Genomic DNA, 24,849 nt, shown 5'->3' with positions numbered 1-24,849 from the left:
GCTAGCGACCGGACTCCCGGGCCACCGCCGCCGCGAAGGCGCGCACGATCTCCTCGCCCGCCAGCACGCCCGCCGCGGCCAGGGCCGTGACGTTCGGCGCCGTCCAGGCCGCGTCGGCCAGTTCCCCGTGACCCGGCCGCCAGGCCGCGTCCGCCGCCAGCAGCAGGTCCGCGTCCAGCAGCGAGTCGCCCGCGGCCAGCGTGGTGGTCGCGCCCGTACGCCGGGCCACCTCGCGCATCGCCGCGCTCTTGGTCAGCGGCTTCGGCACGGCGTAGATCTTGCGGCCCTGGAGGGAAACGCTCCAGCCCCGCTCCCCGGCCCACTCCGTCAGCGCCTTGACCCACTCGTCCGGGACCAGGGCGCGCTCGACGACCAGGTACGTGAACAGGTCCTCCGCGATCCGGGCCTTGCGCAGCCATGCCTCGTCCGCCGTCGCCAGCAGGTGCGCGTGCACCTCCTCCAGCGGGGCGCACTCCTGCGCCAGCCGCGTCGCCACCTGGCGCCGCCAGTCCCGGTCCGGGACCCCGTCCACCAGCAGCTGCCCGCCGTTGGCGCAGATCGCGTACGAAGCCGGCCGCCCGGGGAAGCGGATGCGCTGGTACTGCTTGCGCGTGCGGGTCGTCGTCGGGACGAAGACCACCGCGGGATCGGCCGCCAGCCCGGTCAGGAGCGCCGCCGCCGTCTCCGTCATGTACGACAGCGGCTTGCTCTCGTGCACCTCGACGCACAGCAGCCGCGGGGCCACCGGGTCGGGCATGGTCAGGCCGAGCGCGGCCGCCGAGTAGATGAGCGTGCGGTCGAGATCACTGGCTACCAGGACAGTCACTTGGAGGTCACGGCCTTTCCGTCGGCGCCGGTGGCGCCGCGCGTGAAGCGGGGGTGGATGAGTCCTACGCAGGTGTAGGGCAGGTCGTCGACCTCTTCGACCGGCACGCCCCGCTGCTCGGCGAGCAGCCGCACGTGGTCCAGGTCGGCGCCGGCGCCGCGCTGCGCGAGGATCTTCCACGGCACGCGGCGCAGCAGCACCCGCGTCGTCTCGCCGACGCCGGGCTTGACCAGGTTCACGTCGTGGATGCCGTACTCCTCGCTGATCCGCTCGACGGCCGCCCAGCCCTCCCAGGTGGGTGTGCGGTCGGCGGCGAGGAGCTCCTTGACCTCGGCGTCGACGGCCTCGGCCACCTCGTCGAAGCGGGCGGCGACGGTGTCGATGAAGCCGGTGGAGACATCGGCTCCGGCGAGCTCGCGGTAGAACTTCGCGCCGTGGAAGTCCTCAGGTCCGACCAGGTCGGACCTGAGGACCGTACGCGAGATCAGTCCGGAAACGGTGGAATTGAGGCAGGCGGAGGGGATCAGGAAGTCCTCGCGGGTGCCGTACGTGGACACGCAGGAACCGGGGTCGGCGAGGACGACGATCTCCGGGTCGAACCCCGGGAACTCGCGAAGGGCGGCCGCCAGCTCCCGCGTGATGGCCCCCTTGCCCGTCCAGCCGTCCACGAAGACGACGTCGGCGGGGTCGTGGTGGGCGGCCAGCCAGCGCAGCGCGTTGGGGTCGATGCCGCGGCCGCGCACGATGGAGACGGCGTAGTGCGGCAGGTCCAGGCCGTGCCGGGCCTGGGCCCAGCGGCGCATCAGGACGCCGACGGGGGTGCCCGCGCGGGCCAGCGAGACGAGGACCGGGGAGGGGGACCGCTCGGCGAGGACGGTCTCGGTGACGGTGCCGACGGCCCGGGCCATGCGGGCCGCGGAGGCGGTCAGCGCGCTGCGGTAGAGCTCCTGGTACTGCGGGGACGGCTGGTACTCGACGGGCAGCGACTCGGCGTAGTGCGCGCCGCCCGCCTGGATGGCCTCCTCGCGCTCCTCGGTCGGGGCCTCCAGCGCCACGCCGGAGAGGTCCTGGAGGAGCCAGCCGCAGTCCTGCGGGGCGTACGAGGAGAAGGCGGGTCCGCGCAGCGGCTCCGGCAGGAGCGACGGCTCGGGCATGATCGGCTCCTGCCGGTCGGAGGACGCGGGGGGCGTGTACGAGGGGACCGGCGCGAGCAGGACCCGGCCCGCGTGCGGGGCCAGGCGGGCGAGGAGCCCGTCGGGGGCGTGCAGCGCGGCGGTGTCCCCGTGGCTGTCGACGACGGCGACGACGGTGTCGAAGCCGGCGCCCGCGACGTTGTAGGCGTACCGGTCGCCGGGCCCGTCGGCGGGCGCGTCGTGGGCGGGGAAGACGAGCCGGGAGCGGATGGCGTAGCCGGGGTCGTCGACGGCGAGCACCGGGGAGCGCGTGGTGGTGGAGAACCGCACCTCGGCCGCGGCCCCGGACTCCTCCAGGGCCCGCGCGAGGCGCAGCGGGGCGTACATCAGCTCTTCGTTGCCGAGTACGAGGATCCGCCCGGCCCCGGCTCCGATCGCGTCGGCGAGCTGCCGGGCCAGGGCGGGCAGGGCGGCTTCGAGCCGGGCGCGGTGCTCGGGGGTGAACCCGTGCCGGCCGCCGTCCGGGACCCCGGCGGGCCAGTCCAGCTCGACCCGCGCCACGGAGGCGGGAGCCGCAGCCGGGGCGGGAGCCGCAGCCGGGCCGTCCGCGCCCTGGCGCTCGTACTCCTCGACCAGGGCCCGGCCCTTGGCCAGGACCCCCTCGGGGAGGTGCACCGTCCCGGAGGCGAGCGCGATCAGGTCGACGCGCGCGCCGATCTCGGCGGCGAAGTCGGTGAGCCGCTCGCGGTCGGCCGGGGAGCGCATGTCGACGAGGGCGACGACCACGTAGTGGCCGCGGGGGTGGCGGGCGTGCAGGTCGCGGATGGTGTTCAGGACCGTGTTGCCGGTGGAGAACTCGTCGTCGACGAGGACCAGCGGCCCGCTCCCGGCCAGCAGCTTCGGATCCTGCGGCAGCAGCAGGTGCGAGGTGGCGTGCGAGTGGGCCTCCTCGAACCCGCCGGCCGGCTCGACACCGGGCACGGGGCGGCGGGTGGAGTGCAGGTAGGGGGCGGCGCCGAGCCCGTCGGCCACGCAGTGCCCGAGTCCGGTCGCCGTCTCCGCGTACCCCAGGACCACCGCGGTGGCGGCGGCCTCCTCGCCCAGCAGGGCCCGCACCCGCTCGCCGAGCCCGTGCCCGGCCGCGTAGACGGCCTGCGGGGACCGCGGCACGTGCTTGCCCAGCACCTGCGAGACCAGCAGGTGGGCCCGCTTCGGATTGCGCCGCAGGGCGAGCCCGAGCAGTTCGTCCAGCCTCGGCGATCCGGGGCCGCCGGCCTCCTCCAGGCGCACTCCCAGTCGCTCGGCCACCCAGGTTCCCGACCACACCGCGTCGATCGTCTTGCCCTTCTCCGTGTTCGAGGGCGAGCTCACAGCTGGAGCCCGGCCGTCAGCAGGTCGACGAAGCCGACCTCCTCCTTCGCCACGCCGAAGACCTCGGCGCGCAGCACGGTGCGCTCCGCCCAGGCCCGGTGGGGCTTCACTTCGTTCATCTTGTTCGTGTAGGCGGAGCGCATGACTCCGCCGCCGCCGCGCTCGGGGCGCAGGATGTCCTGGGCGTCGCTGAACTCCTCGTGGGAGACCACCGACAGCGCGTGCACGGGCGTGACGTGGGCGGGGTGGATGCAGGTCTTGCCGAGGAGTCCGTTGGCCCGGTCGAGTTCGACCTCGCGCAGGAGCCCGTCGAGGTCGTGCTCGATGAGGGCGGTGCGCAGTTCCTCGGCGCCTTCCTGGAGGAAGGGGCTGCGGCGCAGCTGGGGCTTGAAGAGGCGCTGCTGGTGGCGGAAGTACTCCCAGACGGGTCCTGTGACGGTGAAGCCGGTGCCGTCGGCGCGGCTGAGCACGTTCACCACGTCGGCGATGACCCCGGCGACGATCTGCACGTCGTAGGCGGTCATGTCGGGGGTGCGGCGCAGTCCGTAGACCGAGCAGAAGTCGGTGACGCCCAGACGCAGGGCGAGGACCCGGTCGCGGTACCGGTTCACGGTGCGGGAGATGCCGGCGAGGGCTTCGACGCGGGTTTCGAGGTGGAGGAGGTCGGGGGTTTCCAGGACGGGCATGGCATACAGCGGCCGCTGTCCATCGGCCGCCTCTGCCTCGGCGACGGCGTCGAGGAAGGCGGTTCCGCGGCTCTCGGTGAACTTGGGGAGTACGAATCCGGCCAATCTGCGCGCGGAGCCGCCGAGGCGGTGCACGAGGTCGGGTATCTGCTCGGGGGTGCGGACCCGGATGAAGAGGAGCGGGAGCTCCCCGCCGTCGGCGTCGAGGGCGGCGAACTGCCGGACGAGGTTCTCCTCGGCGTCGGCGACCTCGGCGTCGCTGATCGAATCCTCCAGGCAAAGGACCATGGAGACGACCCCGCGGGCGGCCTGCTTGTGGACGTCCCCGGCGAGGTTGGGGCGGGTGGCGGGGCTGTAGAGGGTGGCTCCGAGGGCGGCGGCGAGAATGCGGGCGGGGGAGTCGGCGGTGAACTCGGCCGGCTCCTGGTGGAACAGGTCCTTGCGGACGGTGGGTGATATGTGCCCGAAGTGACGCATGCGCTTCCCTCGTACTGCCTCGGCGCCCCAGTGGCGTGGCCGGTAATAGTACGTACGAACGTGAGTCAAGAGTTCCTCAAGCACATGAAGTTCAGGTAACCCTCTTGCACCATGCCCAGGTCTTTCGTCCGGGACAAGGCCCTGCGGGGGGCCGCGTTGTTCCGCGCCGCCCCGGGAGGGCAGGATGACGGGCATGACGCACGCGATGCAGAAGGGCTCGAACATCCCGGTGACCGCCGCGGCGGTCCGGGCGGTGCTGCGCTGGACCGGCGGCCCCGAGGTGCCGGACGTCGACGCCTCGGCGCTGCTCGTGGGCCCGGACGGGCGCGTGCGCTCGGACGAGGACTTCGTGTTCTACAACCAGCCCCGCCACCCCTCGGGGGCCGTCTGGCGGCTCGGCAAGAAGCAGCTCGGCGACGGGATCACCGACGCCGTGCAGGCGGACCTGCGGGCGGTGCCCTCGGTGGTGGACCGGATCCTGGTGGTCGCCTCTGCCGAGGACGTGCCGTTCCAGCAGGTCAGGGACCTGCGGATTCTGCTGTACGACGCCACGGCGACCGGCGGCTCCGAGCCGCTGGCCTTCTTCGACGTGCGGCCCGAGACCGGCGCCGAGACGGCGCTGATCTGCGGGGAGCTGTACCGCCGCGGCGACGGGTGGAAGTTCCGCGCGCTGGGCGAGGGCTACTCGAACGGGCTCGTCGGCCTGGCGACCGATCACGGGATCTCCGTGGACGAGAACGCCGCCGAGGACGCGTCGGGGGCCGCTGCCGCCGCCGGGGCGACCGACGAACAGACGGCCCTGATGCGCCCGCCGGTCCCGCCGGTCTCGCCGGTCCCGCAGCAGGCGGCGCCGGCACCACTGACGCAGGCCCCGCCGGCCGCGCAGCCCGCGTACGGGTACCCGCAGCCGGTCTCCCCGGTGCCGGTCCCGGGCGGCGACCCGGCGTTCCGGCTGCCGGTGCAGGGCCCGCAGTTCATGCGGCGCTGAAGCGCCGTACCGGCCGGGGGCCTGCGCCCCCGGTCAGGCCTTGGTGCTCTTGTAGCCCCGCCCCCACTGCAGGCCCCACCCGTACAGCCGGTCCAGCTCGGCCTGGAACCCGTACACGAACTTCACCTCGCGCCGCACGATCAGCTCGCCCTTGACGTGCTCCATGGAGAGCACCGCGCAGGAGCGGGCCTGCGGCTGCCGCTCCTCCAGCGGGATCTCGATCCGCGGCCCGTTGATCGGGTAGAGGGTGACCATGGCGTGCGTCCGGTCGAAGGCGGGGGTCTGGTCGTAGATGTACACGAACACCAGCAGCCGCTTGATCTCGTCGGCGTGGTCGAGGTTGACGAAGACCGTCTCCCCCGACGGCGCCCCGAACCGGTCGTCGCCGCTGAGCTTCACGTACGGCGGGCTGTTGATGTCGCCGTGCAGGTTGCCCAGCGGCTGGACGACGCCGCGCGTCCCGTCGGCCAGCTCGTAGAGGCAGCCGAGGTCGAGGTCGACGTTGACCATGCCCTGGGTGTGCGCCTGCACCATGTCGGGCTTGAACAGCTTGAACGGGTGGCGCAGGAGCCGGCCGCCCTCGCCGCCGGCCCGGCCCCCGATGTCCGAGCTGCGCATCCGCCAGGACAGGTTGACGCGCAGGTTCCCGTGGACGGCCCCCTGTTTGCTGAGCGACACCGTCGGATGCCGCTTGGTCAGCTCGATCGCCGCCGAGGCGCTGCCCGAGTCGAACTGCAGGGCGCGGCTGCCCCTGATCCCGTCGAAGAAGCCCTCGAAGAGTCCCATTTCCCCTGTCCCCCCTCATTCTGTGTAGGCGGGGCGGCCTACGCGGACGGGGCGGCCCGGCAGTCCGCAGACCAGCCCGGCCGCCCCGCAGTTGGAGCGTTCCGCATTACCGCCGTGATCATGCCTCGGCGGTGGAACCCTCCAGTTCCAAGCGCTTGTTGCGGCGCACCGAGGACCAGAACGACCAAGCGATGAGCAGCACTCCGACGAGGCCGGTGATGACCTCGTGGATCTCGTACTGGATGGTGACGAGCAGGATCACGGCGAGCGCGCCGATGGCGTAGTGCGCGCCGTGCTCCAGGTAGACGTAGTCGTCGAGGGTGCCCTGGCGGACCAGGTAGACCGTGAGCGACCGGACGTACATGGCGCCGATGCCGAGGCCGAGGGCCATCAGCACGATGTCGTTGGTGATGGCGAAGGCGCCGATGACCCCGTCGAAGGAGAAGGAGGCGTCGAGGACTTCGAGGTAGAGGAACATGAAGAACGCGGCCTTGCCCGCCATGGCGACGGCCGAGACGGACTTGCCGCTCTTCTTGGCCGCCTCCTCGGCTTCGTGCTCGGCCTCTTCCTCTTCTTCGAGCCGGTTCTCGAAGTAGCCGGAGAGACCGCCGACGATCATGTACGTGATCAGGCCGGCGATGCCGGAGACCAGGACGGTCTGCGCCTTGTCCACGTGGGCCCCGCCGTGCTGGTGGGCGTTGGCGGCGAAGGTCATGGACGTGATCAGCAGGGCGATCAGCGCGATGCACGCCGACAGCATGTCGATCTTGCCCAGCTTGGCGAGCGGGCGTTCCAGCCACGCGAGCCACTTGATGTCCCGGTCTTCGAAGATGAAGTCAAGGAAGATCATCAGAAGGAACATGCCGCCGAAGGCCGCGATCGCCGGGTGGGCGTCCGTGACCAGCTGCTGGTACATGTCCTTGTCGTTCAGCGCCAGGTCGACGGCCTCGATGGGGCCGATGCCTGCGGTGATCGCGACGATCACGACGGGGAAGACCAGGCGCATGCCGAACACGGCGATGAGCACACCGACCGTGAGGAAGATCTTCTGCCAGAAGGCATTCATCTTCTTCAGGATTCCGGCGTTGACCACCGCGTTGTCGAAGGACAGCGAGATCTCAAGGATGGACAGGATCGCGACGATCCCGAATCCGGTCCACCCCCCGTAGAACACCGCTGCGACCAGACCGAGCGCAGTGACTGCGAACGACCAGCCGAAGGTTTTGAGAACCACTGGCACCCCATCGTCTTGTACGGCTTTACGAAACGTTGACCCCGAAGTCTAGAGCGATGCCCCGGAGCCCCGACGCGTACCCCTGCCCCACCGCCCGGAACTTCCATTCGCCCCCGTACCGGTAGACCTCGCCGACGATCATCGCGGTCTCGCTGGAGGCGTCCTCGGTGAGGTCGTAGCGGGCCAGTTCCTGGCCGTCCGAGTCGTTGACCACGCGGATGAAGGCATTGCTGACCTGGCCGAAGCTCTGCCGGCGGGCCTCCGCCTCGTGGATCGAGACCGGGAAGACGATCTTGTCGACCTCGACCGGCACCTTGGTCAGGTCGATGATGATCGACTCGTCGTCGCCCTCACCCTCGCCGGTGAGGTTGTCCCCCGTGTGTTCGACGGAGCCCTCGGGGCTCTTCAGGTTGTTGTAGAAGACGAAGTACGCGTCCCCCAGGACCCGGCCGTCGCGGCACAGCAGCGCGCTGGCGTCGAGGTCGAAATCGGCCCCCGTGGTCGAGCGCGCGTCCCATCCGAGACCGACCAGGACCCGGGTGAGGTTCGGTGCGGCCTTGGAGAGGGAGACGTTGCCCCCCTTGGCGAGTGTGACGCCCATGTTGTGGTCCTCCCCGGACGACGTGGTGATCGCGGCGCGCGCCGCGTGGCGGGCCGCCGGTGAAGCTCGGCGGTGCGCCCCCGGGGCGCACCGCCGCAAAGCACGTCCGGCGCCGTACACACAGTGCACGGCGCCGGACGGGTGACTGCTGGCAGGCTCAGACGTTGACGCCGAAGTCCTGGGCGATGCCGCGCAGGCCGGAGGCGTAACCCTGGCCGATGGCGCGGAACTTCCACTCCGCTCCGTTGCGGTACAGCTCGCCGAAGACCATGGCGGTCTCGGTCGAGGCGTCCTCGGAGAGGTCGTAGCGGGCGAGCTCACTGTTGTCCGCCTGGTTCACGACGCGGATGTACGCGTTGCGGACCTGGCCGAAGCTCTGCTGGCGGCTCTCGGCCTCGTAGATCGAGACCGGGAAGACGATCTTGGCCACATCGGCCGGGACTCCGGCCAGGTTCACCTTGATCGCCTCGTCGTCGCCCTCGCCCTCACCGGTGGTGTTGTCACCGGTGTGCTCGACCGAGCCGTCCGGGCTCTTCAGGTTGTTGAAGAACACGAAGTTCGAGTCGTTGGCGACCTTGCCCTGGTCGTTGGTCAGGATCGCGCTGGCGTCGAGGTCGAAGTCGACACCGGTGGTGGTGCGAGCGTCCCAGCCCAGACCGACGATGACCGCCGTCAGATTCGGCGCGGCCTTGGTCAGCGAGACGTTTCCGCCCTTGCTGAGGCTGACTCCCACGGGTCCTCCATTGGGTTCATGTGTGGGGCGGCGCCCCGTCGTGCGGTTTCTACCGGGATCAACGCTTCGATCCTAGTGACGGGTTCCCGCCTCTCGGCGTCTTTCCCGGTGAACAGTTCCCGGAACCCGTCCGAAGTGCGGCGATTGTGCCGCGGTCCGACGGATTCCGGGGCTCCCGGGGGCTCTCGGAGGCGTCCCGAAGACTCCTCAGAGGCTGTCGAGGGCCTTGATGTACTCGTTCAGGTCACGCGCGTCGGGCAGGCCGTTGACGACGGTCCAGCGCACGATGCCGTCCTTGTCGATGATGAAGGTGCCGCGGACCGCGCAGCCCTTCTGCTCGTCGAAGACGCCGTACGCGCGGGAGGTCTCGCCGTGCGGCCAGAAATCCGAGAGCAGCGGGTAGTCGAGGTCCTCCTGCTCGCCGAAGACGCGCAGGGTCGGGACGGAGTCGTTGGAGACGGCGAGGAGCTGGACGTCGTCGTTCTGGAACCGCGGCAGCTGGTCGCGCAGCTCGCACAGCTCGCTGGTGCAGACGCCGGTGAAGGCGAACGGGTAGAAGAGCAGCACCACGGCCTTCTCCCCGCGGAAGTCGGAGAGCCGCACGGTGGCGCCGTGGTTGTCCTTGAGCTCGAAGTCCGGGGCCTTGCTGCCGACCTCGATCGCCATCTCTCGCATCCCTTCGTTCCCGCATCCCTGCATTGGGCTGTTCGGGTGGGTCCAGCCTAGGCCGACCAGGGCCCCGGAACGCACGCACCCCGCCGACCGGAAGGGATTCCGGCGGGCGGGGTGCGTGTCCGCTTGGCTGCGGGGCGCGGCTCAGCGCTTGGTCTTGGCGGTGGCCGTCTTGGGCGTCACCAGCTTGGTGGCGGCCCATTCCTTGCCGACGCTGACGCTCCTGGTCTGCGACAGGCCGGCCGTTTCGGCGGCCTCGCTGATGTCGCTGGCCTCGACGTAGCCGTCACGGCCCGTCTTCGGGGTCAGCAGCAGGATCAAGGCGGCGTCCTCGACCAGCTCGGTGGCATCGACCAGTGCGTCCGTCAGATCGCCGTCGTCCTCCCGGAACCACAGCAGGACCGCGTCTGCGACGTCGTCGTACTCCTCGTCGACGATTTCGCCGACGTGCTCCTCGACGGCATCACGGAATTCCTGATCGACGTCGTCGTCGTAGCCGATCTCCTGGACCACCTGTTCGGACTGGAAACCCAGCCGGGCGGCCAGGCTCTCCGCGTGGTCCGCGGTCGCGCTCACGGGGTGCCTCCTGCTCATGTTCGGTGAATGTCTTCGGCGGCGCGCGTACGCGCAGCATTGGGCGTAGTCCACACGGGCGCGGCGGATCGCGCAAGTACCCGGCCGCCGAGACCGTCGAAACGGTGACGATTACGGCCGTCTCGCCGCAACTTTCAGCCTTCCCGTGGGGACGTCTGGTGATTCATCCCACACCATTCCAGCTCATTCGGCATCATCGGCGCCGCTCGGCGGCTTTCCTACCTGTTTGAGGGACGAACGACCTTACGAACCCGCTGATCTTCTTGAGCGTAAGGTGACGGATTGGCCGGACCCGCCGCCGACGGAGCCCCGAATCGCCGCGGACTCCAGTGATTACCCAGTGGTACAGGTGACGATTCGGACCGAGCGTAAGACGATGGGAGGCGGCGAAACCCCATGGCACGACTCCCCTGACAGCGAAGGAACAGCGTGGCTTCCGCATCCGATCGCAATCCGATCATCATTGGCGGCCTGCCGAGCCAGGTCCCGGACTTCGATCCGGAGGAGACGCAGGAGTGGCTCGACTCCCTGGACGCAGCCGTCGACGAGCGGGGCCGTGAGCGCGCCCGCTATCTGATGCTGCGGCTGATCGAGCGGGCCCGCGAGAAGCGCGTGGCCGTGCCCGAGATGCGCAGCACGGACTACGTCAACACGATCGCCACCAAGGACGAGCCGTTCTTCCCCGGCAACGAGGAGATCGAGCGCAAGGTCCTGAACGCCACCCGGTGGAACGCGGCCGTCATGGTCTCGCGCGCCCAGCGTCCGGGGATCGGCGTCGGCGGGCACATCGCCACGTTCGCCTCCTCCGCCTCCCTCTACGACGTGGGCTTCAACCACTTCTTCCGGGGCAAGGACGAGGGCGACGGCGGCGACCAGATCTTCTTCCAGGGCCACGCCTCCCCCGGCATCTACGCCCGCGCCTACCTCCTGGACCGGCTCTCCGAGCAGCAGCTCGACGCGTTCCGGCAGGAGAAGTCGAAGGCCCCGTACGGCCTGTCCAGCTACCCGCACCCGCGGCTGATGCCGGACTTCTGGGAGTTCCCGACGGTCTCGATGGGCCTCGGCCCGCTCGGCGCGATCTACCAGGCCCGGATGAACCGGTACATGGAGGCGCGCGGGATCGCCGACACCTCGAAGTCACACGTTTGGGCGTATCTCGGCGACGGCGAGATGGACGAGCCGGAGTCGCTCGGCCAGCTGTCGATCGCCGCCCGCGAGGGCTTGGACAACCTGACCTTCGTCGTGAACTGCAACCTCCAGCGGCTCGACGGCCCGGTGCGCGGCAACGGCAAGATCATCCAGGAGCTGGAGTCGCAGTTCCGCGGCGCCGGCTGGAACGTCATCAAGCTGATCTGGGACCGTTCCTGGGACCCGCTGCTGGCGCAGGACCGCGACGGCATCCTCGTCAACAAGATGAACTCGACGCCGGACGGGCAGTTCCAGACGTACGCCACCGAATCGGGCGCGTACATCCGTGAGCACTTCTTCGGCGGCGACCAGCGGCTGCGCTCGATGGTCGAGAACATGACCGACTACCAGATCCAGCACCTGGGACGCGGCGGCCACGACCACAAGAAGGTCTACGCGGCCTACGCGGCGGCCAAGGCCCACAAGGGCCAGCCGACGGTGATCCTGGCCCAGACGGTCAAGGGCTGGACCCTCGGCCCGAACTTCGAGGGCCGCAACGCGACGCACCAGATGAAGAAGCTGACGGTCGACGACCTCAAGCGCTTCCGCGACCGCCTGCACATCCCCATCACGGACGCGCAGCTGGAGAACGGCGCCCCGCCGTACTACCACCCGGGCCGCAACTCGCCCGAGATCCAGTACATGCACGACCAGCGCAACGCGCACGGCGGCTACGTGCCGACCCGCGTGGTGCGCGCGAAGCCGCTGCAGCTGCCGGACGACAAGGCCTACGCGACCGCCAAGAAGGGCTCGGGGCAGCAGTCGATCGCCACGACGATGGCGTTCGTGCGCATCCTGAAGGACCTGATGCGCGACAAGGAGATCGGCAAGCGCTTCGTGCTGATCGCCCCGGACGAGTACCGCACCTTCGGCATGGACGCGTTCTTCCCGAGCGCCAAGATCTACAACCCGCTGGGCCAGCAGTACGAGGCGGTCGACCGCGACCTGCTGCTCGCGTACAAGGAGTCCCCGACCGGCCAGATGCTGCACGACGGCATCTCGGAGGCGGGCTGCACGGCCTCGCTGATCGCCGCGGGCTCGGCGTACGCGACGCACGGCGAGCCGCTCATCCCGGTCTACGTCTTCTACTCGATGTTCGGTTTCCAGCGCACGGGTGACCAGTTCTGGCAGATGGCCGACCAGCTGGCGCGCGGTTTCGTCCTCGGTGCGACCGCCGGCCGGACCACCCTGACGGGTGAGGGCCTCCAGCACGCCGACGGTCACTCCCAGCTGCTGGCCTCGACGAACCCTGGCTGTGTGGCCTACGACCCGGCGTACGGGTACGAGATCGCCCACATCGTCCAGGACGGCCTGCGCCGCATGTACGGCCCCGAGGCCGAGGACGTCTTCTACTACCTGACCGTCTACAACGAGCCGATCCAGCACCCGGCCGAGCCGTCCGACGTCGACGTGGACGGCATCCTCAAGGGCATCCACCGGGTGTCCGCGGGCTCCGCGGGCTCCATCGGCGCGCAGATCATGGCCTCGGGCGTGGCGGTGCCGTGGGCGCTGGAGGCCCAGCGGATCCTGGCCGAGGAGTGGAACGTCCGGGCGGACGTCTGGTCGGCGACCTCCTGGAACGAGCTGCGCCGCGAGGCCGTCGAGGTGGAGGAGCACAACCTGCTCCACCCGGAGGAGGAGCAGCGCGTCCCGTACGTGACCCGGAAGCTGTCGGGTGCCGAGGGGCCGTTCGTGGCGGTCTCGGACTGGATGCGGTCCGTCCCGGACCAGATCTCGCGGTGGGTGCCCGGCGCGTACACCTCGCTGGGCGCGGACGGCTTCGGCTTCGCGGACACGCGCGGCGCGGCACGGCGCTTCTTCCACATCGACGCGCAGTCGGTGGTGCTGGCGGTGCTGACCGAGCTGGCCAAGGAAGGCAAGATCGACCGTTCCGCGCTGAAGCAGGCGGTGGACCGCTATCGGCTGCTGGACGTGGCGGCGGCCGACCCGGGTGCCGCGGGCGGCGACGCGTAGCGCCCCACGGGGCGGACGGGCCGATGACGGCGGGCCGGGGCGTGCGGGAGTGCGCCCCGGCCCGCTGCCGTTGCCCCGGCCGCTGCGGCACTGCGCGGGGTGCTGCGGCACTGCGCGGGCCGCTGCGGCACTGCGCCGCCCCTTTCTGCTTTACCCGTTCCTTACGATGCTCCGTATGAAGGAACCCTCCCGCCAGCTGCGGTGGGAGCGGCGGAGCCAGACCCCGCTGCTCGTGCTCGCCATCGCCTTCGCCGTCGCCTACGCCGTGCCGATCGTCGTGCCCGACGCGGACGCTTCCGTGCACCGGGCGTGCTCGGTCACCGAGTGGGTGGTGTGGGGGGCCTTCGCCGCCGATTACCTGATGCGGCTGGGCCTGTCGACGGCGAAGAAGGCGTTCGTACGCACCCACTGGCTGGACCTCGGCGCGGTGCTGCTGCCGATGTTCCAGCCGCTGCGGCTGCTGCGGCTGGTCTCCACGCTGCTGCTGGTGGGCCGGCGGGCCCGGATGGCCCCGCAGATCCGGCTGACCACGTACGTGGCGGGGGCGGTGGTCGGGCTGCTGATGTTCGGCTCCCTCGCCGTGCTGAGCGTGGAACGGGACGCTCCGAAGGGGAACATCAAGAACCTGGGCGACGCCGTGTGGTGGAGCTTCACCACGATGACGACCGTCGGGTACGGGGACCACTCCCCCACGACCGGGCTCGGCCGGGTCATCGCCGTGGGGCTGATGCTGTCGGGGATCGCGCTGCTGGGTGTGGTGACCGCCAACATCGCGGCCTGGTTCATCTCCCGGTTCGAGCGCGACGACCAGGTGGAGCGCGCGCAGACCGCCGCGATCGCCGAACTGGCCGCGGAGGTACGGGCGCTGCGCGCCGAGATCGGGCGGCTCGGCGGGGAGGCCGCCCCGGGTGCGGGGGCCGGCGTACCGGCCCCGGTGCCCGGGACGGCCCCGGTCGCCGCTAGCGCTCCCACACCTTGAAGGCCCGGACCAGGTAGGGGGATTCGGGCAGCCAGACCCCGTCTCCCGGATAGGTCTGGAACTCGCCGGTCTCCGCGCACTCGGCCGACTGGTAGGTGGTCACCGGCCGTCCGATGCGGTTGATCAGGGACTGGGCGCTGGTCCCGGCGGGCAGCGCCGTACAGCTGTTGATGTCCAGGGTGCTCAGCTCGTGGGCGTGGCGGGTGCCCTTGAACTCCGGCTTCGCCCACAGGCACAGCTGCCCGGTGGCGCAGGCGGGTGCCTTGCCCGGCGGCGGACCGGCGGCGTGTGCGGCGCTCGCCGTACTCGGGATGAGTGCGGCGAGGGCCAGGACGGTCGCGGCCAGGACGGTGGTGGACCGTGCGGGTGAACTCGTACGCATGACGGGTCAACTCCTCGTGGACGACGGCACCCCGGACGGTTCCGGAGTGCCTCGGGCACCACGCTGACCTGCGCGGACGGGTGGGCGGAAGGGGCCCGGGGCCGGTCCACCCGGATAGGCGACAGCCCCGCCGGAACCGTCCGGCGGGGCTGTCGTGCGTACGCGGTTGACGCGGGGGCGAGGGGTCCGGGCCGCGGGGACGGGCCCGGCTCAGACGTGCGCCGCGCCCGCCCCCGCGGCGGCGTTCTCGCCGCGCTTGGTGAAGCAGGCGACGATCGCGGCGAGCACCGCGACGCAGCCCGCCACGGTGAAGGCGGTGCTCATTCCGTCGACGAACGTGTCGTGCGCGACCTTGGCGATCGACTCGGCGATCGGGGCCGGGGTCCCCGGCTGGACCGGGGCGATGCCGACCTGGACCCCCTTCTCCGCGAGGTCCATCTGCTCCGGGGTGAGCGCGGGCAGCTCCGCCCGCGCCCAGTTGTCCCCGAACGAGTTGCCGACGGTGGTGGCCATGACCGCGCCGAGGACGGCGGTGCCGAGGCTGCCGCCGACCTGCATGGCGGCCTGCTGGAGCCCGCCCGCCACGCCGGAGAGCTCCAGCGGGGCGTTGCCGACGATGACCTCGGTGGCGCCGACCATGACGGGCGCGAGGCCGACACCGAGGAGGGCGAACCAGAGCGACATCTGCAGGGTGCCGGTGCCCGGGGTCAGCGAGGACATCCCGAAGCAGGCGACGGCGGTCGCGACCATGCCCGTGACCAGCGGGATCCGCGGTCCGACGGCGGTGATGGCGGCGCCGGCCAGCGGCGAGCCGATGATCATCATGCCGGTCAGCGGCAGCAGGTGCAGGCCGCTGTCGACCGGGCTCATGCCGTGCACGTTCTGCAGGTAGAAGGTGACGAAGAAGAGGCCGCCCATGAAGGCGAAGGCCATCAGCACCATGAGCACGGTGCCGGCGGACAGCGGCAGCGAGCGGAACATGCCGAGCGGGATCAGCGGCTCGGAGACATTCGACTCCCAGACGGCGAAGAGCACGAAGCAGATCACGGAGGCGGCGAGGAAGAGCAGGGTCTTGGTATCGCCCCAGCCCCACTCCGAAGCCTTGATCAGCGCCCAGATCAGCGAGAACATCGCGACCGACAGCAGCAGGATGCCGACGGCGTCGAAGGACTTCGGGGCGTTCTCGGCGCGGTGGTCGACCAGGATGAACAGGCCGAAGGCCAGCGCGACGACGCCGACGGGCACGTTGATGAAGAAGACGGACTGCCAGCTGACGTTCTCCACCAGCAGGCCGCCCACGATGGGGCCGGCGGCGGTCGAGGCGCCGATGACCATGCCCCAGATGCCGATCGCCATGTTGAGCTTCTCGGCGGGGAACGTCGCGCGCAGCAGGCCCAGCGCGGCGGGCATCAGCAGCGCGCCGAACAGGCCCTGCGCCACCCGGAAGGCGATGACGTACTGGACGCCGGACGAAAGGCCGATCGCCGCGGAGGCGGCGGCGAATCCGGCGATGCCTATGAGGAAGGTCTGGCGGTGGCCGAAGCGGTCGCCGAGCTTGCCGGCGGTGATCAGCGAGACCGCGAGGGCCAGCAGGTAGCCGTTGGTGATCCACTGCACGTCGGCGAGCGAGGCGCCGAGGTCCTTCTGGATCGCCGGGTTGGCGACGGCGACGATCGTGCCGTCGAGAGTGACCATCATGACGCCGATCGCCACGGCGAAGAGGGTCAGCCAGGGGTGGCCGCGCAAACCGGTGCGGGCCGGAGCCGGACCCGATTCCTTGGCGAGGGTGATCTGACTAGTCATGCGAACAGGCTAGTGACAGCGACTGACACTTCACAAACGGCTTAACGAGACAGTGGCTGTCAGGTCCGTCACAGGTACCCTGACCGCTCACTCAGCGTCAGATTCGGCAGGCGGAGCCTGCGGAAAGGACACCCCTCGGTGATGACCGACGAGCGGCCGGTACCGGTACCGGCGCCCGGGCTGCGCGAACGCAAGAAGCGGCGCACCCGGGACGCGCTGCTGCGCGCCGCCCTCCTCCTCTTCGTCGCGCAGGGGTACGAGCAGACCACCGTCGACGAGATCGCCGACGCCGTGGACGTCTCCCAGCGCACCTTCTTCCGGTACTTCGCCAACAAGGAGGAGGTCGCCTTCGCCGTCCAGGACCTGGTGGAGTCGCACTTCGTCGCCGCGCTGCGCGCCCGCCCGCCCGCCGAGGGCCCGCTCGAAGCCCTGCGCCGCGCGGTGCTCGACGCCTGGGACACCCTCGACGAGGCCCTCTCCGACGTGGTCCCGGTCGACCTCTACATGCGCACCTACCAGCTCATCGAGTCGACCCCGGCGCTGCTCGCCGTGCACCTGCGCCGCTCCACGGAGCTGGAGGAGCGGATCGCCCGGCTGATCGCCGAGCGCGAGGGACTGGACGTGGACGCGGACCCGCGGCCCCGGGTGGCGGTCGCCGCGGTCTCCGGAGTGATGAGGGTCACGGGGCGTCTGTGGGGCCGGGGCGAGGACGCCAGCGTGGCCTCGATCCGGCGGATGACCGAGGCCTGCCTTGACCAGATCGGCCCGGCGCTCGCCGCGCGCTGGCACTGAACACCCGTACGAGCGGCGCCCGGTCGGCCGTGAACCCCGTCACCCCGGCCGTCGTGACCGGATTCGGTCTCCTACGCTGGTCCCAGTGAACCTGCCCGGCCTCGCCCCCTCCACCGTCCTCGGCGCCGACCCGCGCCCCGCCGCCCTGCGCACCCTGCTCGCGCTTGCGGTGGTCTTCATCATGCTGGCGACCACCGGCTGGACCGCGGTGCACCGCCCCGACGCGGGGACCACGCTGCGGACCGCCGCCCTCGCCTCCTGGGCCTCGGCCCGGATCGACGGCCGCCCGGTGCCGGCCGCCGACGCCCCCGTACGGACGGTGGCCCGGTTCTTCGCCGGCCTCGACGGAGCCCAGCGGGCCCGGCTCGCCGAGGGGTACCCCCTGGTCGTCGGCAACCTCGACGGGGCGCCCGCCACCCTGCGCTACCGGGCCAACCTGCGCGGCCTGGAACTGGCGCAGCGGGCGGAGGAGGCCCGCAGCCGGGACGTCAGCCTGACCCCGGCCGACCGCACCACGGCCGGCCGGCGCGCCCACCGCTTCGAGTCCCTGGCCGAGCCGGGCCGGCAGATCCTCGCCTTCGACCCGACCGGCGGCGGGCGCGTCGCCGAGGTGTTCGGCGACCTCGACCGGGCGGACCGGATCTCGGTGGTCGTCCCCGGCGTCGACACCGACGTGCTCACCTTCGAGCGCAGCCAGCGCCGCCTCATCGCCCCCGCCGGCATGGCGCAGTCCCTGTACGAGGCCCAGCGCGCGCAGGCTCCGGGCAGCCGGACCGCGGTCATCGCCTGGGCCGGCTACACCGCGCCGACCGGGGTCGGCATGGACGCGGCCACCGGCCGGATGGCGGTGGACGGCGCCGTACGGCTGGAGTCCCTGGCGGCGGGGCTGCCCGGGGACGCGAGCGTGGCGCTGTTCTGCCACAGCTACGGCTCGGTGGTGTGCGGGGTCGCCGCGCACGCACTGCCGGAGTCGGTGACGGACGTGGTGGTGGCGGGCAGCCCGGGCATGCGCGCGGAATCCGCGGCCGACCTGCACACCTCGGCCCGGGTGTGGGCCACGCGGGACTCCGGCGACTGGATCGCGGACGTACCGCACCTGGAGGTCGGCGGGGTCGGCCACGGGGCGGACCCGGTGTCGCCGGACTTCGGGTCGCGGCTGCTGTCCTCGGCAGGGGCCAAGCTCCACACCGGCTATTTCGAGCCAGGCACCGGATCTCTGGACAACTTCGCCAAAATCGGAACCGGTGCGTTCGGTTCCGTCACGTGCGCGACCGGCGACGATGCCTGCCGACGTGGAATTTCCGGGACAGACGGGGACTGACACGTGTAGAGGCCCGGAAAACGGGCTTCGTACCGAGGGGGACGCACAGGGGTGCGTCCCTTTACCATGTGCCGCATGGGTGACGTACTGGCCGGAAATCATGCCGTCTGGGAGTTCGACTCGGACTCGGTGCTCATCCGCTACGCACGGGGGATACGAACGCCGAGGACTCCGAGGCTCCTGCACTCCCTCGGGGAGCGGCGCATCCCCTTCGAGGCGTTGTCGGGGGTGAGCGTGAGCGCGGCCGGATCCGGGGGGAAACGGGACGCGGTGGTCCTGCGCGCCGTGCCGCGGACGGGCGCGGATCCGCTGATGGAGGCCGCGGCCGGACAGCTGCGGGAGGTCTGCGATCCGTACCGGCTCGTGCTGCCGGGCGAGCGGGCGGGGCAGGCCGCCGAGTTCGCGGACGCCGTACGGTCCCGGCTGGGCCCGGAGGCCGACGAGCCGGCGCAGCGGTTCCTCGTCCGGGTTCCGGAGCCGCCGGTCCGGCTGAAGGCGTACGACGCGCGGCTCGGGTTCGACGGCTCGGCCGTCACCTTCCACTGGTCGCGCACGGGGGCCACGAGCACCAAGTGGAAGGCGGGCGACCAGCGTTACCCGCTGACCGCGCTGACCGGCGTCGAGTGGAGCTCGCCGGAGCGCCCGGGCGGCCACGTGCGGCTGCTGCTGCGGGACGCGCCCTGCGATCCGCGGCCCGACCACGACCTGGCGACCGCGGTGTTCGCCGTCGGGTACGGGCCGGTGCACGAGTCGCTGCCGTTCGCGGCGGCCGTCCTCTCCGCGCTGCGCGGCCGCGCCCCGGTGGCCTCGGTCCCGGCGGCCCGTACGGACGAACGCCTGCACCACCTGGACGAGTTGTACGGCGCGGGCCTGCTCACGGACGCGGAGTACTCCTCGCTGCGCGCCCGCTTCGCCGCCGAGGCCTGAGGCCCGGCGCCCGCGGCCCGGCGCCCGAAGCCCGACCCCCGCGGCCCGACCCCCGACGTGCGCGGCCGCCGCCGGGAGGCCCCCCGGCGGCGGCCGCTGCCCGGAGGGATCAGCCCTCGCGGCCCGCGGACGTCCAGGTCATGTCCGGGTAGCGGTCACCCGCGACCTGCCCGGCGATCGGCTCCAGCAGCGCGAGCTCCGCCTCCGTCAGCGTGATCCGGGTCGCGGCGGTGTTCTCCGCGAGCCGGTTGGTCTTGCGGGTGCCCGGGATCGGGACCACCGTCAGCCCGTGCACCTGCGCCCGCTGCTGCACCCAGGCCAGGGCGATCTGCGCCGGGGTCGCCCCGTGCGCCTGCGCGATCTCCCGCACCGGGGCCAGCAGGGCCGCGTTGGCCTTGGCGTTGTCACCGGTGAACCGGGGCTGGAAGCGGCGGAAGTCCGCCGCCGACAGGTCGGCCGACGCGTCCGCGAACGAGCCGGTCAGGAAGCCGCGCCCGAGCGGGGAGTACGGCACGAAGGCCACGCCCAGCTCCGCCGCCGCGCCCACCGCGGTGGTCTCCACGTCCCGGCTGAACAGCGACCACTCCGACTGGAGCGCCGCGATCGGGTGCACCTCGTACGCCTCGCGCAGTTCCGGACCGGTGACCTCGCTGAGCCCCAGGTGTCGCACCTTGCCCTCCTGCACCAGTTCGGCCATCGTGCCCACCGACTCGGCGAACGGCACGGCCGGGTCCCGCCGGTGCATGTAGTAGAGGTCGATCACATCGGTGCCGAGCCGGCGCAGGCTGTCCTCCACGGCCCGGCGGATGTACGCGCGGTCGTTGCGGATGCCGCGGTGCTGCGGGTCGTCGGTGCGCTCGATGCCGAACTTGGTGGCGAGGGTGATCTCGTCCCGGTGCTCGGCCACGAACGGCGCGATGAACTCCTCGTTGGCGCCGCGCCCGTAGCTGTCCGCGGTGTCGAAGAGGGTGACCCCGGTGGCGAGGGCCGCTTCCAGGGTGTCGCGGGCCCGCGCCTCGTCGGTCTCCCCGTAGAACTCGCTCATGCCCATGCAGCCGAGGCCCTGGACGCCCACCAGCGGGCCCCCCTTGCCGAGTTCGACCTGCTCGATGGTGGTGTTCTGCGTCATGGTCGTGTCGCCTTCCCCGCGGTCGTGCCCTTGGCATACATGTCGATCTTGAAGTCCAGTACGGCGAGCGCGTCGTTCAGCTCCGTGATCCGCGCACGCACCTCGCGCCGCGTCTGCTCCAGCAGCTCGCGCCGCTGCTCGACGGTGTGCTCGCCCTCGCGCACCAGTTCGGCGTAGCGGACCATGTCGGCCACCGACATCCCGGTGGCGCGCAGCTTGCCCACGAAGCCCAGCCAGTGGAGGTCCTTGTCGCTGAACCGGCGCTGTCCCGAGTGGGAGCGGTCCACGTGCGGCATCAGGCCGATCCGCTCGTACCAGCGCAGCGTGTGCTGGGTCAGACCGGTCCGGGCCTCGACTTCGCTGATCGTGTACCGCGTCTCCGTCAGGCTCATGACGACCACGCTAAAACCTTGGAGTGCACTCCAAGCAAGTAGGCTCGGCCGCATGGAGAGCGTGGAGACCCTGCAGAGCCTGCGGACCATCGAAAACTGGCCGGTACCGACCGCCGCGGCGGCCGTGGTGCGCGCCGACGGGAGCCTGGCCGGCTCCCACGGCCCGCTGGACCACCGCTTCGCGCTGGCCTCGGTGACCAAGCCGCTCGCCGCGTACGCCGCGCTCGTCGCGTACGAGGAGGGGGCGATCGAGCTGGACGAGCCGGCGGGGCCCGAGGGCTCGACGGTCCGTCACCTGCTCGCGCACACCAGCGGGCTGGCCTTCGACGAGCACCGCGCGATGGCCGCGCCCGGGACGCGCCGGCTGTACTCGAACGCCGGTTTCGAGGTGCTCGGCGACCACATCACCAAGGCGACCGGCATCCCGTTCGAGGAGTACGTGCACCAGGCGGTGTTCGAGCCGCTCGGCATGGCGTCGACCACGCTGGCGGGCTCGCCCGCCAAGGACGGGGTCTCGACGGTCTCCGACCTCGTGCGGTTCGCCGCCGAGCTCCAGGCGCCGCGGCTGCTGGACGTGCGCACGGTCGCGGAGGCCACTTCCGTCGTCCACCCGGGGCTCAAGGGGGTCCTTCCGGGGTACGGCAACCAGTCCCCGAACGACTGGGGGCTCGGCGTGGAGATCCGCGACGGCAAGGCCCCGCACTGGACGGGCTCCGCCTCCTCGCCGCGTACGTTCGGGCACTTCGGGCAGGCCGGCACCTTCCTGTGGGTGGACCCGGACGCCCGCGCCGCGTGCGTGGCGCTGGCCGACCGCGCCTTCGGCCCGTGGGCCGTGGAGGCCTGGCCCCCGTTCACCGACGCGGTCCTCGCCGAGCTCGCCGCCGCCCGCTGAGCCCGCGGGCCGCTACGGCAGCTCCCAGATCAGCAGCTCGCCCGGGGACCCGGCGACGATCTCCAGGCCCTCTTCGCCGGTGATCCGCGCCGCGTCCCCCGGGCCGAGCTCCTCCCCGTCCAGGCGCAGGTCCCCGCGCACCACGTGCAGGTAGACGCGCTCCGCCGCCGGTACGGCGATCCGCTCGCCCGCTCCGGGCCTGCGCACGTGCAGGACGGCGCCGGCCGCGGGGATCTCGTACGGGGTGCCTTCGGCGATCTGCCGGACCAGCGTGTACGAGGGCTCCCCGCCGGCGGCCAGCGGCGCGAGCCACGTCTGCACGAAGCGCAGCCCGGCCGTGCCGTCGTTGCGCTCGATGTGCCGGGCGCCGGCTCCGGCGGCCAGGTGCTGCACGTCACCGTGGCGGACCACCGTGCTCTCGCCGGTGCTGCCCTTGTGGGTGAGCTCGCCCTCGACGACCCAGGTCACGATCTCGGTGTGGCTGTGCGGATGCTCGTCGAAGCCCGCGCCCGGCGCCAGCCCCTCCTCGTTGCAGGCCAGGACCGGGCCGAAGCGCAGGTTGTCCGGATCGTAGTGGGCGCCGAAGGAGAAGGCGTGCGCGGTGGTGATCCCGGCGTCCGGATCCCCGCCTGCGTACCGGTCGGCCCCGCGGCGTACGTCAATCATGGAAGTCACCGTAGCCCCCCGGTGGAACGCCGCCGCGGGACCGGACTCCGCGCCGCCGTCCCGATAAGGCAGTCTTGTCCCGTGCCCCAACCCGAACGTGAGCATTCCCCCGCGCATCCCGCTCCCGCCCATCCGCACGCCGCGACGCTGCGCCGACTGGAGAAGTCCTCCGGCCGGCTCGCCGCGAACGCGATCGCGCGCATGGACGAGACCCTGCCGTGGTACCGGGCGATGCCCCCGGAGAACCGGTCCTGGATCGGCCTGGTCGCGCAGGCCGGCATCGCCGCGTTCACGGAGTGGTTCCGGCACCCGGAGACTCCGCAGGCGATCTCGACGGACGTGTTCGGGACGGCTCCGCGCGAGCTGACCCGGGCGATCACCCTGCGCCAGACCGTGGAGATGGTCCGCACCACGATCGAGGTCATGGAGACCGCGATCGAGGAGGTCGCGGCCCCGGGCGACGAGTCGATCCTGCGCGAGGCGCTGCTGGTGTACGCCCGGGAGATCGCGTTCGCGACGGCCCAGGTGTACGCGCAGGCCGCCGAGGCGCGCGGGGCGTGGGACGCCCGTCTGGAGTCCCTCGTCGTGAACGCGGTGCTGTCGGGCGAGGCCGACGAGGGCGCGCTGTCGCGGGCCGCCGCACTTGGCTGGAATTCGCCGGAGCACGTGTGCGTGGTGCTCGGCACCGCGCCGGAGGGCGACAGCGAGCTGACGGTGGAGGCGATCCGGCGGGCGGCCCGGCACCACAAGCTCCAGGTCCTGACGGGTGTGCTCGGGGACCGCCTCGTCGTGATCGCGGGTGGCAGCGACAACCCGATGCAGGTGGCGAAGTCGCTGATCGGGCCGTTCGCGGCGGGTCCGGTGGTGGCCGGTCCGGTGGTTCCGGATCTGCTGAACGCGACCAAGTCGGCGCAGGCGGCGGCGGCCGGGCTGAAGGCCTGTACGGCCTGGCAGGACGCCCCGCGGCCGGTGCTCGCGGACGATCTCCTGCCCGAGCGCGCGATCGCGTCGGATCCCTCCGCCCGGGAGCAGTTGGTGGAGGAGATCTACAGACCGCTGGAAGAGGCGGGGTCGGCGTTGCTGGAGACGCTGAGCGTCTATCTGGAGCAGGCGAGCAGCCTGGAGGGGGCGGCACGGATGTTGTTCGTGCACCCGAACACGGTGCGCTACCGGCTGCGACGTGTGACCGACGTCACCGGCTGGTCGCCGTCCGATGTCCGATCCGCGTTCACGCTGCGGATCGCCCTGATCCTCGGGCGTCTGGCCGACGGCGATCAGCAGTCCTAGACTTTTGTCGGACATCAACAATTACCCCGACGGTTCTTCGTCCCTGTCCCCACGGGCGGCAAGGACCGTCCGCAAGAGAGAGTGTGAGGGTGCTCGTACTCGTCGCTCCCGGCCAAGGCGCACAGACGCCCGGCTTCCTGACTCCCTGGCTCGACCTCCCCGGCGCCGCTGACCGCGTCGCCGCCTGGTCGGACGCCATCGGGCTCGACCTTGCCCACTACGGCACGAAGGCGGACGCGGACGAGATCCGCGACACGGCGGTGGCCCAGCCGCTGCTGGTGGCCGCCGGTCTCCTGTCCGCCTCCGCCCTGGGCGCCCGTACGGCCTTCGGCGCCGTCGCGGGCCACAGCGTCGGCGAGATCACCGCCGCCGCGTACGCCGGCGTGCTGTCCGACGCGGACGCCCTGTCGTTCGTACGCACCCGCGGTCTGGCGATGGCCGAGGCCGCCGCCGTCACCGAGACGGGCATGGCCGCGGTGCTCGGGGGCGACCAGGCGGTCGTCGTCGCCCACCTGGAGAAGCTGGGGCTGACCCCGGCGAACATCAACGGCGCGGGCCAGATCGTCGCCGCAGGAACGATGGAGCAGATCGAGGCCCTGGTGGCCGAGAAGCCCGAGGGCTCCATGAAGGTCGTCGCCCTCAAGGTCGCGGGCGCCTTCCACACGCACCACATGGCTCCCGCGGTCGCCGCGCTGGAGAAGGCCGCGCAGGCCCTCGCCCCGGCCGACCCGGAGCTGAAGTACGTCTCGAACAAGGACGGCCGCGTCGTCACCACGGGCGCCGACGTCGTCGCCCGCCTGGTCGGCCAGGTCGCGAACCCGGTCCGCTGGGACCTGTGCATGGAGACGTTCGGCGAGCTGGGTGCCACCGGGATCATCGAGCTCAGCCCGGGTGGCACTCTGACGGGTCTGGCCAAGCGCGCGCTCAAGGGCGTGCCGACCGTGGCCCTGAAGACACCGGACGATCTCGAAAAGGCCGCCGCGCTCCTCGCCGAGCACGCGGTCTGAGAGAAGGAG

Annotated in this window: 23 protein-coding genes; 9 read left to right on the top strand and 14 right to left on the bottom strand. The window is 71.5% G+C overall.

Annotated elements, in window-relative coordinates:
* Position 1: 1 nt before the first annotated feature.
* Genes AB0M92_RS30215 through AB0M92_RS30205 form a run of 3 tightly spaced genes read right to left on the bottom strand, consistent with a single transcriptional unit; the run spans position 2 to position 4,493 of the window.
* Complete coding sequence (locus tag AB0M92_RS30215; RefSeq protein WP_366105483.1) at positions 2-826, bottom strand: HAD family hydrolase; 825 nt, start codon at positions 824-826, stop codon at positions 2-4.
* Complete coding sequence (locus AB0M92_RS30210; RefSeq protein WP_366105482.1) at positions 823-3,330, bottom strand: phosphoribosyltransferase; 2,508 nt, start codon at positions 3,328-3,330, stop codon at positions 823-825. The genes AB0M92_RS30215 and AB0M92_RS30210 overlap by 4 nt, the downstream gene beginning before the upstream one ends.
* Positions 3,327-4,493 (bottom strand): HpcH/HpaI aldolase/citrate lyase family protein, encoded by a 1,167-nt coding sequence (locus AB0M92_RS30205; RefSeq protein WP_366105481.1) that lies wholly within the window; start codon positions 4,491-4,493, stop codon positions 3,327-3,329. The genes AB0M92_RS30210 and AB0M92_RS30205 overlap by 4 nt, the downstream gene beginning before the upstream one ends.
* Positions 4,494-4,686: 193 nt before the next feature.
* Here AB0M92_RS30205 and AB0M92_RS30200 point away from each other — a divergent pair, with 193 nt between their 5' ends.
* Complete coding sequence (locus AB0M92_RS30200) at positions 4,687-5,481, top strand: TerD family protein (protein WP_366105497.1); 795 nt, start codon at positions 4,687-4,689, stop codon at positions 5,479-5,481.
* A gap of 33 nt (positions 5,482-5,514) precedes the next feature.
* Here AB0M92_RS30200 and AB0M92_RS30195 read toward each other — a convergent pair whose 3' ends face one another.
* The 6 genes from AB0M92_RS30195 to AB0M92_RS30170 all read right to left on the bottom strand — a co-directional run bounded on the left by AB0M92_RS30195 (position 5,515) and on the right by AB0M92_RS30170 (position 10,083).
* Positions 5,515-6,267: a Tellurium resistance gene (locus AB0M92_RS30195; protein ID WP_366105480.1), complete on the bottom strand. Its 753-nt coding sequence runs from the start codon at positions 6,265-6,267 to the stop codon at positions 5,515-5,517.
* 118 nt (positions 6,268-6,385) lie between these two features.
* Positions 6,386-7,501, bottom strand: a complete 1,116-nt coding sequence (locus AB0M92_RS30190; RefSeq protein WP_366105479.1) for a DUF475 domain-containing protein — start codon at positions 7,499-7,501, stop codon at positions 6,386-6,388.
* Positions 7,502-7,526: 25 nt separating this feature from the next.
* Complete coding sequence (locus AB0M92_RS30185; RefSeq protein WP_366105478.1) at positions 7,527-8,102, bottom strand: TerD family protein; 576 nt, start codon at positions 8,100-8,102, stop codon at positions 7,527-7,529.
* A 157-nt stretch (positions 8,103-8,259) separates the two neighbouring features.
* On the bottom strand, positions 8,260-8,835 hold the full coding sequence (locus AB0M92_RS30180) for a TerD family protein (RefSeq protein WP_030160471.1): 576 nt from the start codon (positions 8,833-8,835) through the stop codon (positions 8,260-8,262).
* Between the two features lie 207 nt (positions 8,836-9,042).
* A complete protein-coding gene (locus AB0M92_RS30175) occupies positions 9,043-9,501 on the bottom strand; it encodes a peroxiredoxin (RefSeq protein WP_366105477.1) in 459 nt (152 codons plus the stop codon).
* Between the two features lie 150 nt (positions 9,502-9,651).
* Positions 9,652-10,083, bottom strand: coding sequence for a DUF3052 domain-containing protein (locus AB0M92_RS30170; protein WP_053688416.1), 432 nt, complete (start codon positions 10,081-10,083; stop codon positions 9,652-9,654).
* A gap of 447 nt (positions 10,084-10,530) precedes the next feature.
* Here AB0M92_RS30170 and aceE point away from each other — a divergent pair, with 447 nt between their 5' ends.
* Both aceE and AB0M92_RS30160 read left to right on the top strand, forming a co-directional pair.
* Positions 10,531-13,263, top strand: a complete 2,733-nt coding sequence (gene aceE, locus AB0M92_RS30165) for a pyruvate dehydrogenase (acetyl-transferring), homodimeric type (protein ID WP_366105476.1) — start codon at positions 10,531-10,533, stop codon at positions 13,261-13,263.
* A 175-nt stretch (positions 13,264-13,438) separates the two neighbouring features.
* The gene (locus AB0M92_RS30160) at positions 13,439-14,242 is read left to right on the top strand and encodes a potassium channel family protein (RefSeq protein ID WP_366105475.1); all 804 of its coding nucleotides are present in this window, start codon (positions 13,439-13,441) and stop codon (positions 14,240-14,242) included.
* On the opposite strand, the gene AB0M92_RS30155 is transcribed toward AB0M92_RS30160, so the two are convergent.
* The gene (locus AB0M92_RS30155) at positions 14,223-14,624 is read right to left on the bottom strand and encodes a peptidase inhibitor family I36 protein (protein WP_366105474.1); all 402 of its coding nucleotides are present in this window, start codon (positions 14,622-14,624) and stop codon (positions 14,223-14,225) included. The two genes, AB0M92_RS30160 and AB0M92_RS30155, sit on opposite strands and share 20 nt — an antisense overlap.
* A 210-nt stretch (positions 14,625-14,834) precedes the next feature.
* The gene (locus tag AB0M92_RS30150; protein ID WP_366105473.1) at positions 14,835-16,427 is read right to left on the bottom strand and encodes a DHA2 family efflux MFS transporter permease subunit; all 1,593 of its coding nucleotides are present in this window, start codon (positions 16,425-16,427) and stop codon (positions 14,835-14,837) included.
* A 141-nt stretch (positions 16,428-16,568) separates the two neighbouring features.
* On the opposite strand from AB0M92_RS30150, the gene AB0M92_RS30145 reads away from it, so the two are divergent.
* From AB0M92_RS30145 to AB0M92_RS30135, 3 genes are all read left to right on the top strand, one after another.
* Positions 16,569-17,219, top strand: coding sequence for a TetR family transcriptional regulator (locus AB0M92_RS30145; protein ID WP_366105472.1), 651 nt, complete (start codon positions 16,569-16,571; stop codon positions 17,217-17,219).
* Positions 17,220-17,400: 181 nt separating this feature from the next.
* Positions 17,401-18,540, top strand: a complete 1,140-nt coding sequence (locus tag AB0M92_RS30140; protein ID WP_366105496.1) for an alpha/beta hydrolase — start codon at positions 17,401-17,403, stop codon at positions 18,538-18,540.
* 66 nt (positions 18,541-18,606) lie between these two features.
* Positions 18,607-19,467, top strand: coding sequence for a DUF4429 domain-containing protein (locus AB0M92_RS30135; RefSeq protein WP_366105471.1), 861 nt, complete (start codon positions 18,607-18,609; stop codon positions 19,465-19,467).
* A 109-nt stretch (positions 19,468-19,576) separates the two neighbouring features.
* Here AB0M92_RS30135 and AB0M92_RS30130 read toward each other — a convergent pair whose 3' ends face one another.
* Complete coding sequence (locus tag AB0M92_RS30130) at positions 19,577-20,596, bottom strand: aldo/keto reductase (RefSeq protein ID WP_366105470.1); 1,020 nt, start codon at positions 20,594-20,596, stop codon at positions 19,577-19,579.
* Positions 20,593-20,988 (bottom strand): MerR family transcriptional regulator, encoded by a 396-nt coding sequence (locus AB0M92_RS30125; RefSeq protein ID WP_366105469.1) that lies wholly within the window; start codon positions 20,986-20,988, stop codon positions 20,593-20,595. Before AB0M92_RS30125 ends, AB0M92_RS30130 begins: the two co-directional genes overlap by 4 nt.
* Positions 20,989-21,058: 70 nt before the next feature.
* Here AB0M92_RS30125 and AB0M92_RS30120 point away from each other — a divergent pair, with 70 nt between their 5' ends.
* Positions 21,059-21,880, top strand: coding sequence for a serine hydrolase domain-containing protein (locus AB0M92_RS30120; RefSeq protein ID WP_366105495.1), 822 nt, complete (start codon positions 21,059-21,061; stop codon positions 21,878-21,880).
* A gap of 12 nt (positions 21,881-21,892) precedes the next feature.
* Here AB0M92_RS30120 and AB0M92_RS30115 read toward each other — a convergent pair whose 3' ends face one another.
* Entirely contained in the window at positions 21,893-22,546 is a 654-nt protein-coding gene (locus AB0M92_RS30115) for a pirin family protein (RefSeq protein WP_366105468.1), read from the bottom strand.
* Between the two features lie 81 nt (positions 22,547-22,627).
* Between AB0M92_RS30115 and AB0M92_RS30110 the strand changes: the two genes are divergently transcribed.
* Together AB0M92_RS30110 and AB0M92_RS30105 are read left to right on the top strand one after the other, a co-directional pair.
* On the top strand, positions 22,628-23,833 hold the full coding sequence (locus AB0M92_RS30110) for a helix-turn-helix domain-containing protein (protein ID WP_366105467.1): 1,206 nt from the start codon (positions 22,628-22,630) through the stop codon (positions 23,831-23,833).
* Between the two features lie 89 nt (positions 23,834-23,922).
* Positions 23,923-24,840 (top strand): ACP S-malonyltransferase, encoded by a 918-nt coding sequence (locus AB0M92_RS30105; protein WP_366105466.1) that lies wholly within the window; start codon positions 23,923-23,925, stop codon positions 24,838-24,840.
* The last annotated feature ends 9 nt before the right edge of the window (positions 24,841-24,849 follow it).

It is taken from the genome of Streptomyces sp. NPDC051582 (assembly GCF_040681715.1).
Classification (GTDB): domain Bacteria; phylum Actinomycetota; class Actinomycetes; order Streptomycetales; family Streptomycetaceae; genus Streptomyces.
Note: the sequence above shows the minus strand (reverse complement) of the source record. Positions and strands in the feature narration are given on the sequence as shown.

What these genes read in the sequence shown, in the direction of transcription:
- AB0M92_RS30205 (WP_366105481.1), bottom strand. Translation starts at nt 4,493, where the DNA reads ATGCGTCACTTCGGGCACATATCACCCACCGTCCGCAAGGACCTGTTC.
- AB0M92_RS30200 (WP_366105497.1), top strand. Translation starts at nt 4,687, where the DNA reads ATGACGCACGCGATGCAGAAGGGCTCGAACATCCCGGTGACCGCCGCG.
- AB0M92_RS30195 (WP_366105480.1), bottom strand. Translation starts at nt 6,267, where the DNA reads ATGGGACTCTTCGAGGGCTTCTTCGACGGGATCAGGGGCAGCCGCGCC.
- AB0M92_RS30185 (WP_366105478.1), bottom strand. Translation starts at nt 8,102, where the DNA reads ATGGGCGTCACACTCGCCAAGGGGGGCAACGTCTCCCTCTCCAAGGCC.
- AB0M92_RS30175 (WP_366105477.1), bottom strand. Translation starts at nt 9,501, where the DNA reads ATGGCGATCGAGGTCGGCAGCAAGGCCCCGGACTTCGAGCTCAAGGAC.
- AB0M92_RS30160 (WP_366105475.1), top strand. Translation starts at nt 13,439, where the DNA reads ATGAAGGAACCCTCCCGCCAGCTGCGGTGGGAGCGGCGGAGCCAGACC.
- AB0M92_RS30155 (WP_366105474.1), bottom strand. Translation starts at nt 14,624, where the DNA reads ATGCGTACGAGTTCACCCGCACGGTCCACCACCGTCCTGGCCGCGACC.
- AB0M92_RS30150 (WP_366105473.1), bottom strand. Translation starts at nt 16,427, where the DNA reads ATGACTAGTCAGATCACCCTCGCCAAGGAATCGGGTCCGGCTCCGGCC.
- AB0M92_RS30145 (WP_366105472.1), top strand. Translation starts at nt 16,569, where the DNA reads ATGACCGACGAGCGGCCGGTACCGGTACCGGCGCCCGGGCTGCGCGAA.
- AB0M92_RS30140 (WP_366105496.1), top strand. Translation starts at nt 17,401, where the DNA reads ATGCTGGCGACCACCGGCTGGACCGCGGTGCACCGCCCCGACGCGGGG.
- AB0M92_RS30135 (WP_366105471.1), top strand. Translation starts at nt 18,607, where the DNA reads ATGTGCCGCATGGGTGACGTACTGGCCGGAAATCATGCCGTCTGGGAG.
- AB0M92_RS30130 (WP_366105470.1), bottom strand. Translation starts at nt 20,596, where the DNA reads ATGACGCAGAACACCACCATCGAGCAGGTCGAACTCGGCAAGGGGGGC.
- AB0M92_RS30125 (WP_366105469.1), bottom strand. Translation starts at nt 20,988, where the DNA reads ATGAGCCTGACGGAGACGCGGTACACGATCAGCGAAGTCGAGGCCCGG.
- AB0M92_RS30115 (WP_366105468.1), bottom strand. Translation starts at nt 22,546, where the DNA reads ATGATTGACGTACGCCGCGGGGCCGACCGGTACGCAGGCGGGGATCCG.